Source organism: Rhizobium sp. BK377 (assembly GCF_014193935.1).
Classification (GTDB): domain Bacteria; phylum Pseudomonadota; class Alphaproteobacteria; order Rhizobiales; family Rhizobiaceae; genus Rhizobium.
Genome location: NZ_JACIAC010000008.1, coordinates 204,982 through 217,423 on the forward strand (window position 1 = coordinate 204,982; position 12,442 = coordinate 217,423).

At 60.5% G+C, this 12,442-nt stretch carries 13 protein-coding genes, 1 pseudogene and 1 riboswitch; of the genes and pseudogenes, 7 read left to right on the plus strand and 7 right to left on the minus strand.

Features of this window, described 5'->3' with window-relative positions:
• Position 1: 1 nt before the first annotated feature.
• Positions 2 to 1,138, minus strand: a complete 1,137-nt coding sequence (gene gcvT, locus FHT92_RS26365; RefSeq protein ID WP_183830845.1) for a glycine cleavage system aminomethyltransferase GcvT — start codon at positions 1,136 to 1,138, stop codon at positions 2 to 4.
• A gap of 155 nt (positions 1,139 to 1,293) precedes the next feature.
• A riboswitch (glycine riboswitch) is annotated at positions 1,294 to 1,386 on the minus strand.
• Positions 1,387 to 1,643: 257 nt separating this feature from the next.
• Between gcvT and FHT92_RS26370 the strand changes: the two are divergent.
• Positions 1,644 to 2,120, plus strand: a pseudogene (locus FHT92_RS26370) (copper chaperone PCu(A)C); the annotation flags it as partial.
• 66 nt (positions 2,121 to 2,186) lie between these two features.
• Here the strand turns inward: FHT92_RS26370 and FHT92_RS26375 are convergent.
• Positions 2,187 to 2,450: a hypothetical protein gene (locus FHT92_RS26375; RefSeq protein WP_183830849.1), complete on the minus strand. Its 264-nt coding sequence runs from the start codon at positions 2,448 to 2,450 to the stop codon at positions 2,187 to 2,189.
• 210 nt (positions 2,451 to 2,660) lie between these two features.
• On the opposite strand from FHT92_RS26375, the gene FHT92_RS26380 reads away from it, so the two are divergent.
• The 6 genes from FHT92_RS26380 to FHT92_RS26405 all read left to right on the plus strand — a co-directional run bounded on the left by FHT92_RS26380 (position 2,661) and on the right by FHT92_RS26405 (position 7,717).
• Positions 2,661 to 3,659, plus strand: coding sequence for an RluA family pseudouridine synthase (locus FHT92_RS26380; protein WP_183830851.1), 999 nt, complete (start codon positions 2,661 to 2,663; stop codon positions 3,657 to 3,659).
• Positions 3,656 to 4,309, plus strand: a complete 654-nt coding sequence (locus tag FHT92_RS26385; RefSeq protein WP_183830853.1) for an HAD-IA family hydrolase — start codon at positions 3,656 to 3,658, stop codon at positions 4,307 to 4,309. The genes FHT92_RS26380 and FHT92_RS26385 overlap by 4 nt, the downstream gene beginning before the upstream one ends.
• A 9-nt stretch (positions 4,310 to 4,318) precedes the next feature.
• The gene (locus FHT92_RS26390) at positions 4,319 to 5,104 is read left to right on the plus strand and encodes an ATP12 family chaperone protein (protein WP_183830855.1); all 786 of its coding nucleotides are present in this window, start codon (positions 4,319 to 4,321) and stop codon (positions 5,102 to 5,104) included.
• Positions 5,105 to 5,172: 68 nt separating this feature from the next.
• Positions 5,173 to 5,625 carry a hypothetical protein gene (locus FHT92_RS26395; protein ID WP_183747036.1) on the plus strand — a complete coding sequence of 151 codons (453 nt, stop codon included), beginning with the start codon at positions 5,173 to 5,175 and terminating at the stop codon, positions 5,623 to 5,625.
• A gap of 36 nt (positions 5,626 to 5,661) precedes the next feature.
• Positions 5,662 to 7,194: an acyl-CoA carboxylase subunit beta gene (locus tag FHT92_RS26400; RefSeq protein WP_183830857.1), complete on the plus strand. Its 1,533-nt coding sequence runs from the start codon at positions 5,662 to 5,664 to the stop codon at positions 7,192 to 7,194.
• A 127-nt stretch (positions 7,195 to 7,321) separates the two neighbouring features.
• Positions 7,322 to 7,717 (plus strand): DoxX family protein, encoded by a 396-nt coding sequence (locus FHT92_RS26405; protein WP_183830859.1) that lies wholly within the window; start codon positions 7,322 to 7,324, stop codon positions 7,715 to 7,717.
• A gap of 60 nt (positions 7,718 to 7,777) precedes the next feature.
• Here FHT92_RS26405 and sugE read toward each other — a convergent pair whose 3' ends face one another.
• The 5 genes from sugE to FHT92_RS26430 all read right to left on the minus strand — a co-directional run bounded on the left by sugE (position 7,778) and on the right by FHT92_RS26430 (position 12,437).
• Complete coding sequence (gene sugE, locus FHT92_RS26410; RefSeq protein ID WP_183830861.1) at positions 7,778 to 8,092, minus strand: quaternary ammonium compound efflux SMR transporter SugE; 315 nt, start codon at positions 8,090 to 8,092, stop codon at positions 7,778 to 7,780.
• Between the two features lie 163 nt (positions 8,093 to 8,255).
• Positions 8,256 to 8,699 carry a YaiI/YqxD family protein gene (locus FHT92_RS26415; RefSeq protein WP_183804710.1) on the minus strand — a complete coding sequence of 148 codons (444 nt, stop codon included), beginning with the start codon at positions 8,697 to 8,699 and terminating at the stop codon, positions 8,256 to 8,258.
• Between the two features lie 10 nt (positions 8,700 to 8,709).
• Positions 8,710 to 9,183 carry a GNAT family N-acetyltransferase gene (locus FHT92_RS26420; protein WP_183830863.1) on the minus strand — a complete coding sequence of 158 codons (474 nt, stop codon included), beginning with the start codon at positions 9,181 to 9,183 and terminating at the stop codon, positions 8,710 to 8,712.
• Complete coding sequence (locus FHT92_RS26425) at positions 9,183 to 10,310, minus strand: S-(hydroxymethyl)glutathione dehydrogenase/class III alcohol dehydrogenase (protein ID WP_183747050.1); 1,128 nt, start codon at positions 10,308 to 10,310, stop codon at positions 9,183 to 9,185. The genes FHT92_RS26420 and FHT92_RS26425 overlap by 1 nt, the downstream gene beginning before the upstream one ends.
• Positions 10,311 to 10,427: 117 nt before the next feature.
• The gene (locus FHT92_RS26430; RefSeq protein WP_183747052.1) at positions 10,428 to 12,437 is read right to left on the minus strand and encodes an acetyl/propionyl/methylcrotonyl-CoA carboxylase subunit alpha; all 2,010 of its coding nucleotides are present in this window, start codon (positions 12,435 to 12,437) and stop codon (positions 10,428 to 10,430) included.
• Between the last annotated feature and the right edge of the window lie 5 nt (positions 12,438 to 12,442).

The following is a 12,442-nucleotide window of genomic DNA, read 5'->3' on the forward strand; positions in this document are numbered from 1 at the left end:
GTCAGCGTTTGTAGGTCGGCGTAATGAAGGGAAGGGCGGAAACGGTGATCGGCAGATACTTGCCGCGCACTTCTGCATAGATCTGCGTGCCCGGTGCACTATAGGAGACCGGCACATAGCCCATCGCGACGGGGCCTTCGACGGAAGGGCCGAAGCCACCTGAAGTGACTTCGCCGATCTCAGTCTTGCCTTCGGCATCGGCATAGAGCTTGGCATGGCCACGCACCGGCGCCTTGCCCTCGGGCTTCAGGCCGACGCGTTTGCGGGAAACGCCCTTGTCGAGTTCGCCGAGGATGCGCTCCGCACCCGGGAAACCGCCGGCGCGGGCCCCACCGGTGCGGCGGGCTTTCTGCATGCCCCATTCGATGGCCGCCTCGACCGGCGAGGTCGTCGTGTCGATATCATTGCCATAGAGGCAGAGGCCGGCTTCCAGGCGCAGCGAGTCACGGGCGCCGAGGCCGATCGGCTCGACATCGGGATGCTCGAGCAATCGGTTGGTGACATCCACGGCCTTGTCGGCGGGAATGGAAATTTCAAAGCCGTCCTCGCCGGAATAGCCGGAACGCGAGACGAGACAGGAGACGTCGTGCAGACGGCAGTGGCGCACGTCCATGAACTTCATGGCGGCGACATCAGCCCAGAGTTCTGCGAGCGCTTCGACGGCGCGCGGGCCCTGGAGCGCGATCAGAGCACGGTCGAGGACGGTGATCTCGCAGGTGTCGGAGAGATGCTTCTGCAGGTGCGCGATATCGGCTTCCTTGCAGGCAGCGTTGACGACGACGAAGAGGTGGTCGTCGAGATGGGTAATCATCAGGTCGTCGAGGATGCCGCCATTCTCATCCGTGAAGAAACCGTAGCGCTGGCGGCCTTCGGCAAGGCCGAGAATATCGACGGGTACGAGGCTTTCGAGCGCAAGCGCTGCATCCTCATACTTGCCGGACTTCGCCTTGATGATGACCTGGCCCATGTGGGAGACATCGAAGAGGCCGGCGGCGGTGCGGGTCTGCAGGTGCTCCTTCATGACGCCCGAGGGATATTGCACCGGCATGTCATAGCCTGCGAAGGGCACCATACGAGCGCCGAGCGACAGGTGCAGCGCGTGAAGCGGGGTTTTCTTGAGGGCAGCAGTATCGTCCAAACGACGCCTCCGGGGTTTGCGCCGGAAATTCCGGGCGCGGGCTCAAAACTGAAGGCGCGGCTGCACCTTGTCTCCTTGAGCCCCCTCTGTCCCTGTGCCTGAGATTGTTATCCCTTCGGCGGGCGTTTCGAGAACGCCTCTCTCCAGAGTTCCGTCTGCCCCTTGTGGTCCTTTCGCCTGAGAGTTTCCGGGGCGGTTGCTCCTTCGGCACCGGCACCAGGGTACCGGCTTCTCCCAACAAGGTTGCGGCAATTATCCGGGGGTGGCAGGGCTTGGCAAGCAAAATGTCGCGACCGCACAAATTTTTGTCGCGGCGTTTACGAGCCGGTTGCAGTCCGCGGCAAATGGGCTTTTGCATTCGCAGGCGAAATTGGCTATCGGCGGCCGAGGGCTTTCCTGGTCAGATTGAAACATTCTGATCAGGAAAAGCTCTGAGACGAGGAGATATTCGATGAAGATTGTCAGGACATCAGCTTTGGCGGCACTGCTTTGCGCCTGCGGCTTTGCCGGATTCGCTGTCGGCCAGGACCATCAGCACATGCAGGGCATGGACATGGGCAACATGGGCTCCATGAGTATGGCTGCTGACGGCGACGTGGTGAAAGTCGGCGATCTCGAAGTCTCCGGCGGTTTTGCCAAGGCGATGCTGCCCGGCCAACCCGTCGGCGGCGGCTTCTTCACAGTGAAGAATAACGGCTCGACTGATGACCGCCTCGTGTCGGTCACGTCGCCCAATGCTGGCGCGGTGCAGCTTCACGAGATGGCCATGAAGGACAATGTCATGAAGATGCGCGAGCTGAAGGATGGCATTGTGGTTCCCGCGGGCCAGACCGTGGAGCTTTCGCCCGGCAACCTGCATCTGATGTTCCAAAAGGTGAAGACGCCCTTCAAGCAGGGCGACAAGATACCCGTTACCCTGAACTTCGAAAAGGCCGGCAAGGTCGATCTGATGCTGAGCGTTCTGTCGGCGCAGGGTAAATAAGCGCTGAAAAACAAAGGCCCGCGACCAAAGTCGCGGGCCTTGCTCCTCCCAGCAATATTTTAAATCTCAGACATCTTCGTAAGACTGCAGAGCCTGCTGCAAGCCCGCCTGCGGCTGACGATAGCCCTTGGTCATCAGATCGAGCGCGACTTCGGTATTCTGGATGATGTTGGTCGTTTCCTCGAGATCTTCGCCGCTCTGATTGAGCTGGCGTTCCGCAATCTTGCGAGCCTCGCGCGCGGCCGTACCCGTCGCTACGCGCTGCGGGATGCGCAGGGACTCGAAGGCAAGGGCAGCGGTGTTCGCGGATATGGAAACGAGCTGTGTCATTAGCCTGTCATACCGGCAGGATCTTCGCGTTCGGCTTAAGAAAATCATTCGCATTTTACCGGATGGTAAGAATTCCGCAGATGCGATTGGAATCAGGGCGGAATCGCTGATCTGATTTCGATTCCGATTTCCGTTTTCTGAAAAATGCTCTAAAGGCAGCGGCAAGAGAGGCGCCGGCTTGATCGCGCCCATATTTTCCGAAAGAATTCCATGGCAGGCATAGAATACATCAAGGTGGAGCCCGATGAAGCGGGCATGCGGCTCGACCGCTGGTTCAAGATCCACTATCCGGGTCTCGGCTTTGGTCCATTGCAGAAGCTCTTGCGCTCCGGCCAGGTGCGTGTCGATGGCGGCCGTGTCAAATCGGATGCTCGTGTGCAGCCTGGCCAGATGGTGCGTGTGCCGCCGCTCGATGTCGACGCCAAGGTCAAGTCCGGGCCGATCGCCGGCAAGGACCTGAAGCATTCCGGTGATTTCGAACTCCTGTCGCGCATGGTGCTGCATGAAGACGACAAGGTGATCGTGCTCAACAAGCCGGCCGGCCTTGCCGTGCAGGGCGGCTCGGGCGTGGCGCGCCATATCGACCAGATGCTGGAAGCCTGGACCAGCCCGAAGGGCGAGAAGCCCCGCCTTGTCCATCGCCTCGACCGCGATACGTCTGGTGTGCTTGTCATCGCCCGCACCCGTGGTGCTGCACAGAAGCTGACGGCTGCTTTCCGCGAGCGCGACACAAAGAAGACCTACTGGTCGCTGGTCAAGGGCGTGCCGCGCAAGCGTGAAGACAAGATCTCGACCTGGCTCGTCAAGGAACAGACCATGGATGGCGACCGCATGCGGATTGCCAAACACGGCGAGGATGGTGCCGATCATGCGGTGTCCTATTACCGCATCGTCGAGACGGCAGCGCAACGTCTCGCCTGGCTGGAGATGGAGCCCTATACGGGGCGCACGCACCAGCTTCGTGTCCACGCGCTCCATATCGGCCATCCGATCATCGGCGATCCCAAATATTTCGATGAGGATCCGAACTGGGATTTCCCCGGCGGTATCCAGAAGCGGCTGCATCTGCATGCCCGCCATATTGATATTCCGCACCCTTCCGGCGGGCGCTTGCGCGTAACGGCCCCCCTGCCGCCGCATATGGTGCAGAGCTGGAACCTGCTCGGTTTCGACGAGAACTCAGCCCCCATCCTGGATGACGAAGAATGAAGCTTGCGCTTTTTGATTGCGACGGCACGCTGGTCGATAGCGCCGGGCTGATCCACGAAACCATGCGCCGGACCTTCGAAAAGTTTGGCAAACCGGAACCTCGGTTCGATGACACAAAGGCGATCATTGGCCTGTCGCTCGATATCGCCATTGCCCGCATGCAGGGCAAGCCGCATGTCGAGCAGGAGGATATCGACATGACGGCGCATTACAAATCGCTGTTTTCGGTCGTGCGTCAGGATCTCGATTATCGTGAGCCGCTCTTTCCCGGCATTCGCGAGATGATCGATGCGCTGACCGGACGTGAGGATCTCCTGATCGGTGCGGTGACCGGCAAGTCACGGCGCGGGCTGAAGCTGGTAATGGAGACGCACGGCTTCGACAAGCATTTCGTCGTTGCGCGTACCGCGGACGATTGCCCCTCCAAGCCGCATCCGGCCATGGTGAGCGAATGCTGCGACGAAACCGGCATGAATGCTGCCGATGCCATTGTCATTGGTGACGCGATTTACGATATGCAGATGGCAAAGGCCGCCGGCGCCAAGGCGATCGGCGTTGCCTGGGGATATGCCAGCGTGGATGAGCTGATCGCCAACGGCGCCGATGCGATCGCCTACCATCCGAACGAGATATTGCGCCATTTTTCCTGAGGTGAGCCCATGCGCGACCTGCTGAACGACCTTTCCGAGGGCCTGAGCCATCCCGATCCGATCCGCCGCGCGCAGATTCAGATGAAGAAGCCACTGCCGAAGCGCTTCTATCAGGCGGTTGCCGTTGCCCCCCACGAGGATCGTTTTGCGATCGAACTAGACGGCAAGATGGTGCGCACGCCGGCACGTCAGATCCTGGCAGTCCCAAGCGCGGCGCTGGCAAAGCTCGTTGCCGCCGAATGGGACGCGCAGGCCGAGGTGATCGATCCATCGCTGATGCCGGTGACGCGCCTCGTCAACACGGCAATCGATGGTGTCGCGACGGACACGCAGGCCGTCTTCGAGGATATCCTGCGCTTCTCATCGAGCGATCTGCTCTGCTACCGCGCCGATGGTCCGGAAAAGCTGGTCGAGCGGCAGACCGAGCGCTGGGATCCGGTGCTCGACTGGGCCGCCGCCAATCTCGGTGCGCGTTTCATCCTGGTCGAAGGCGTGATGCATCACGAGCAGCCGCGCGAGGCGATCGCCGCCTTCGGCTCGGCACTGCGCCGGCACGACAGCGCGCTCGAGCTCGCAGCTCTCCATACGGTGACGACGATCACCGGTTCGGCGCTGCTCGCGCTTGCCATTGCCGAAGGCGAAATCACGCCTGACGAAGCCTGGTCGCTCGCTCATCTCGATGAGGACTGGACCATTGAACATTGGGGAAGCGACGAAGAAGCCGAGCAGCGCCGGGCCAAGCGTTTTGAGGATTTCAAAGCCGCAACGGATGTTTTTTTCGCGCTAAGGGCCTGAATCATATTGCCTTGTTGGGCTTTATGACCAAATCTGCGACTCCGGACGGGGTTATGCGGGAATTTGGAATGAATTGGCTGAGGTCGAAATTTTGCCTGATAGCGCTTGCATGCATGGCGCTGACGGCCTGCGCCAGCCTCATGCCGAAGAAGCAGGAAAAGCCCGTTTATGACGTGCGCAGCGCCGTCGTGCTCTCAAGCGCGACCATGTCTGCAGAGCTGCTGTCCGGTATCAGCGATCGCGTCAACGCCGCCATCCGGGCGACAGTCCGCACGAGCGAATTGCCGCGTGTAGTGCTGACGATCCGGATCGTTTCCGTCACGAAGGGCCTTGGCTTCCAAAAAGACCGCAACGTCGCGAAGGTCAGCATCGATGCCGCCTCCGTCGAGGATGGATCTGTCATCGCCGTGACCTCCTTCGAAGTCACGAGCTTGACCGCCGACCCTGACCTGGCCGACGACATTCTGGCAGAAGATATCGCCGCGCGTGTGCGCTCCGCCTTCGCACTCAGCGGACGTTAGGTCATTAAAAACCGCGGAAAGCGGCGAGGGGAGATCATGAAAGATATTCTGGAAGAGCTCGAACGCCGCCGCGAAATTGCCCGTCTCGGCGGCGGACAAGTGCGCATCGATGCGCAGCACCAGCGCGGCAAGCTGACAGCGCGCGAACGGATCGACCTCTTCCTCGACGAAGGGTCCTTCGAGGAGTTCGACATGTTCGTCGAGCACCGCTCCACGGATTTCGGCATGGACAAGAGCCGCATAGCCGGCGACGGCGTGGTGACCGGCTGGGGCACGGTCAACGGCCGCACCGTCTTCGTCTTCGCCAAGGATTTCACGGTCTTCGGCGGCTCACTGTCCGAGGCCCATGCCGAGAAGATCATGAAAGTGCAGGATATGGCGCTGAAGAACCGCGCGCCGATCATTGGCATCTATGATGCGGGCGGCGCGCGCATTCAGGAAGGTGTCGCGGCTCTCGGTGGTTATGCCGAGGTCTTCCAGCGCAATGTGCTGGCTTCGGGCGTCATCCCGCAAATCTCCGTCATCATGGGACCTTGCGCCGGCGGCGACGTCTATTCGCCTGCCATGACCGACTTCATCTTCATGGTACGCGATACGTCATACATGTTCGTGACCGGTCCCGATGTGGTCAAGACGGTCACCAACGAGACTGTCACGGCCGAAGAACTCGGCGGCGCAAGCGTGCATACGACGCGCTCCTCGATTGCCGATGGCGCTTATGACAATGATGTCGATACGCTCCTGCAGGTGCGCCGGCTGATCGACTTCCTGCCGCAATCGAACACGTCGCCGGTGCCGGAGATCGAATGTTACCAGTCGGTGACCGATGCCGACAACTCGCTGGATACGTTGATCCCCGCCAATGCCAACAAACCCTACGACATCAAGGAGTTGATCCAGAAGGTGGCGGACGAGGGAGATTTCTTCGAGATCCAGGCGAGCTTCGCCAAGAACATCGTCTGCGGTTTCGGGCGCATCGAGGGCTCGACTGTCGGCTTCGTCGCCAACCAGCCTATGGTGCTGGCCGGCGTGCTTGACAGCGATGCCTCACGCAAGGCGGCGCGCTTCGTGCGCTTCTGCGACTGCTTCAATATTCCGATCATCACCTTCGTCGACGTGCCGGGCTTCCTGCCAGGCCCGGCGCAGGAATATGGCGGGCTCATCAAGCACGGCGCCAAGCTGCTTTTCGCCTATGCCGAAGCGACGGTGCCGAAGCTGACGGTCATTACCCGCAAGGCCTTCGGCGGCGCCTATGATGTGATGGCGTCGAAGCATCTGCGGGGCGATCTCAACTATGCCTGGCCGACGGCGCAGATCGCTGTCATGGGCGCCAAGGGCGCCGTCGAGATCATCTTCCGCAAGGATATCGCCGATCCCGAAAGGATCGCGGCGCATACGAAGATGTATGAGGATCGCTTCCTGTCACCTTTCGTGGCGGCGGAACGCGGCTATGTCGATGAGGTGATCATGCCGCATTCGACGCGGCGCCGGCTGGCGCGGGGGCTGAAGATGCTGAAGAACAAGGATCTCAGCAATCCCTGGAAGAAGCACGACAACATTCCGCTATGACCGAATAAGGAAGCCTCTTCAGGTGTTTATCCACTGTCGAAGTTGTGAACGCCTGTCAGCAAACTGTGTCTTCAATCCCCGTTAGAGACACGGTAACGCTCGACAGCACATCCTTAGGAGAGTCTGTATGTCAACTTTCGAGCGTCTATCCGCCTACCGCCCCTATGGTCTGGCCGCTCTCAGAATCATGACCGCGCTTCTGTTCATCGAGCACGGCACGATGAAGCTTTTCGGCTTCCCGGCCGCGCAGGGCGAAGGCCCGCTTTCGACGCTGTTCCTGATTGCGGCACTGCTGGAAACCTTCGGCGGCATCCTCATTCTCATCGGCCTTGCGACGCGGCCGGTGGCTTTCCTGCTGGCGGGTGAAATGGCGATCGCCTATTTCATGGCGCATATGCCGCACAGCTTCTTCCCAGCCATCAACCAGGGCGATGCTGCGATCCTGTTCTGCTTCGTCTTCCTCTACATGTTCTTTGCTGGCGCGGGCGCACTCTCCGTCGACAACAGAAACGCGAGGACCTGAATAAAGACAGAGGCTGCGGGTTTTGTTCCCGCAGCCTCTTTTCATTTCAGATATTTCTTTTCAGGCCGTCAATTTGAGGCCGGCAATACCGGCAACGATCAGCACGATGCAGATCAGGCGGGAGGCGTTTGCCGCGTCCCCCAGAAACCAGACGCCGAGCAGCACGGTGCCAACCGTACCGATACCGGTCCAGATCGCATAAGCAGTGCCGATCGGCAAGGTTTTGACGGCAATACCGAGCAGCACGACGCTCACCACCATGGAAATGACCGTGAGGGCCGTCGGCATCGGACGAGTGAAACCATCGGTATATTTCAGACCGATTGCCCAACCGCATTCAAAAAGGCCAGCGAGAAAAAGCAGGAACCAGGCCATCATACTCTCCTTGTTAAGAGCGAGGCCGTCCCCGCGACTTTTGCGACCCGGACTGATCCGAGCGCCGCAGTCGTCTGCGTCACAGCCCATATGGACGAGGGAACGGCTCGCTTCAAGCTAGGAATTGGCATGGCTGCCATGCCACCCGATTCCCGCTTGAGGCTCAGGCGTTTTTCGCCCTGCGGCAGAGACGATCGAAGGTTTCAAGAAAACGCGAGCGATCCTTCGGGCTGAAGGCAGCATTGTAGCCCTTGCTCTCACCGGTTTCGCGCAGGTGCGCGCCGAGATCGCGCATCGCGCTTGCCATGCCGATATTGGTTTCATCAAAGACGCGACCGGTCGGGCCGGTCACGAAGGAGCCCTTGGCAACGCAACGGACCGCAAGCGGCACATCGGCAGTGACGACGACATCTGTCGGGCCAGTATTGTCGGCAATCCAGTTATCGGCAGCGTCGAAGGCGTTGGAGACGATGACATTGCGCACCATCGGATCGCGCGACGGGCGGAGACCCGAATTGGCGACGAAGGTCACTTCCATGCCGAGGCGTTCGGCCACTTTCAGGATTTCGGGTTTGACGGGGCAGGCATCCGCGTCGACATAGATCATGGCGATATCCTTACGCCGTCTGAGTGGCCGGCTGGCGGAGCATGTCGAGATGCGGAATGCCGTCTTCCAGATATTCCTCCGAGGCTTTCGCGAAACCGAAGGATTCGTAGAAACGGCGCAGATGCGCCTGCGCCGAAAGGGCAATGGGATTTTCCGGATAAAGCTGCTCGCAAACGGCGATCGATTCGGTCATCAGCGCTTCACCGAGCCGCTTGCCGCGATGGGCGGGCGAGACGACGACGCGGCCGATCTTCACCGGATCATGCGCGCTGTGTGGCTTCAGGAGCCGCGTCGAGGCTAGGAGTTCCCCGCCATCCATGAGCCGCAGATGCAGGGCGTCGATGTCCTTGCCATCGAGTTCCGGATAAGGGCAGTTCTGCTCGACGACGAAGACGTCGACGCGCATCCTCAGGAGATCATAGAGCTCCCGTGCGGAGAGCTCATCGAGACCCTTGAGGTCGACCCTATAGGCAACAGCAGCCATCAATAGAGAACCACGCTGCGGATGCTCTTGCCGGAATGCATGAGTTCGAAGCCTTCGTTGATCTTTTCGAGCGGCATGGTGTGGGTGATCATCGGATCGATCTGGATCTTGCCCTCCATGTACCAGTCGACGATCTTCGGTACGTCGGTGCGGCCGCGGGCGCCGCCGAAGGCCGTGCCCATCCAGGTGCGGCCAGTGACCAATTGGAACGGGCGAGTCGAGATTTCCTGGCCGGCGCCGGCAACGCCGATGATGACCGACTTGCCCCAGCCGCGGTGGCTGGCTTCCAGCGCTTGGCGCATGACCTTGGTATTGCCCGTGCAGTCGAACGTATAATCGGCGCCACCGATCTGGTCTGCGCCGCGCTTGGTCATATTGACGAGATAGGGAACGATGTCGGCGCCGACTTCGGACGGATTGACGAAATGCGTCATGCCGAAGCGTTCGCCCCATTCCTTCTTGTCGTTGTTGAGATCGACGCCGATGATCATATCTGCGCCGGCAAGCTTCAGGCCCTGGATGACGTTGAGGCCGATGCCGCCGAGACCGAAGACGATTGCCGTCGCGCCCATCTCGACCTTGGCCGTGTTGATGACGGCGCCGATGCCGGTCGTCACGCCGCAGCCGATGTAGCAGATCTTGTCGAAGGGGGCGTCCGGATTGACCTTGGCGACGGCAATCTCGGGCAGGACAGTGTAATTGGCGAAGGTTGAGCAGCCCATATAGTGATGGATCTTGTCCTTGCCGATCGAGAAACGTGAGGTGCCGTCAGGCATCACTCCCTGACCTTGAGTCGAGCGGATGGCCGTGCAGAGATTGGTTTTGCGCGACAGGCAGGAGGGGCATTCGCGGCACTCAGGCGTGTAGAGCGGAATGACATGATCGCCCTTCTTGACTGAGGTGACGCCCGGGCCGACATCGACGACGATGCCGGCGCCTTCGTGACCGAGGATCGCCGGAAATAGGCCCTCCGGGTCTGCGCCGGAGAGGGTGAAATCATCGGTGTGGCAGATCCCGGTCGCCTTGACCTCGATCAGCACTTCGCCGGCCTTCGGGCCTTCCAGTTGAACAGTCATGACCTCGAGCGGTTTTCCTGCCTGAACGGCAACGGCGGCGCGAACATCCATCTTCGATCTCCTCATGATTTGCGTGGCGGACTCTTGCACGCTCCGCGAGGACGGCTCAAGCGGAAAAAGGATTGAGAGCGGCGTCAGACCGTCGGTTCTGATTTTCGGGTAGATGCTTCAGGCGAATTCCATGATGACGGCATCGACCGCGAGACTCTCGCCGGGAGCGGCCTTGATCTTGCCGACGACGAGGTCACGCTCGGCACGCAGCACGTTTTCCATCTTCATGGCTTCGACGACGGCAAGCGTTTCACCGGCCTTGATCTCCTGGCCCTCAGAGACGGCAATGGAAACGACGAGGCCCGGCATGGGGCAAAGCAGCAGCTTGGACGTATCGGGCGGCAGCTTGACGGGCATCAGACGGTCAAGCTCGGCATGGCGAGGTGTGAAGACGCGGGCCTTGACCGACAGACCCTGCCAATCGATGCGCAGGCCGTTGAGAACAGGGCGGATCTGCGCCGTCACTTGGCGGCTGGCGATCCTGCCGTGCCAAACCGGATCGCCCGGTCTCCAATCGGTGACAACGGTTTCTGTGCGGCCACCGACTTCCATTTCCATTTCGAAGGGAATGGTGACGAGGCCATCGATCAGTTTGACGGGCACATAGATACTGCCGATCTTGACGACCCATTCCTCGCGCAGCGGGCCACTCGGGTGGCGCAGACGATCTGCGAAGCCTTCGCGCCTGATCGCATCAACCAGGGAAGCGGACAGCGCGATGGCGGCAAGGGCTGCCTCTTCCGAAGAGTCTGGCGCCGTCGGCACAAAACCATCGGGGTATTCTTCGGCGATGAAGCCTGTCGAAATGCGTCCCTCGCGCCAGCGCGGATGCTTCATGAGCGCTGAGAGGAAGGGAACGTTGTGTTCGATTCCGTCGACCACAAAGGCATCCAGCGCCTGGCCCATAGCGTCCACCGCCTGCAGACGGCTCGGAGCCCATGTGCAGAGCTTGGCGATCATCGGGTCGTAATACATGGAGATTTCGGCGCCTTCGAAGACGCCGGTGTCGTTGCGGATGATCACGTCGCCGTTGCGGCCTTCCGCCGGCGGGCGGTAACGCGTCAGGCGGCCGATCGAAGGCAGGAAGTTGCGGTAGGGATCTTCCGCGTAGAGGCGACTTTCGACCGCCCAGCCGTTCAGCTTGATGTCCTTCTGCGCGAAGGGCAGCTTTTCGCCGGCGGCGATGCGGATCATCTGCTCGACGAGATCGATGCCGGTCACCAATTCCGTCACCGGATGCTCGACCTGCAGGCGGGTGTTCATTTCCAGAAAATAGAAATTGCGGTCGCGGTCGACGATGAATTCCACCGTGCCGGCGCTCTGGTAATCGACGGCTTTGGCAAGCGCCACCGACTGCGCGCCCATGGCGGCTCGGGTCTTCTCATCGAGGAAGGGTGAGGGCGCTTCTTCCGCAACCTTCTGGTTCCGGCGCTGGATGGAGCATTCACGCTCGCCGAGATAGACGACATTGCCGTGCGCATCCGCCAGAACCTGGATTTCGATATGGCGCGGATCGACCACATATTTCTCGATGAACACGCGGTCGTCGCCAAAGGAGCTTTGGGCTTCGGAGCGGGCGCGGTCGAAACCGTCGCGCACTTCCGCTTCGTTCCAGGCAATACGCATGCCCTTGCCGCCGCCGCCGGCCGACGCCTTGATCATCACGGGATAACCGATCTCGGCCGCGATCTTTTCAGCGTGGGACGCATTCTCGATGACTCCGAGATGGCCGGGCACGGTCGAGACCTTTGCGGCATTGGCGAATTTCTTCGATTCGATCTTGTCGCCCATTGCCATGATGGCTTTGGGCTTCGGGCCGATGAAGATGATGCCTTGTTTCTCCAGCGCCTCGCAGAAGGAGGCGCGTTCCGACAGGAAACCGTAGCCGGGATGCACGGCTTCAGCTCCCGTTTCCTTGCAGGCAGCGATGATCTTGTCAGCGACGAGATAGCTTTCGGCTGCCGGGGCAGGGCCGATATGGATGGCCTCATCGGCCATTTCGACATGCAGGGCATCCCGATCCGCATCCGAATAGACCGCAACGGTGGCAATGCCCATGCGGCGCGCGGTTTTGATCACGCGGCAGGCAATCTCGCCGCGATTCGCGATCAGGATTTTCTTGAACATCGAGA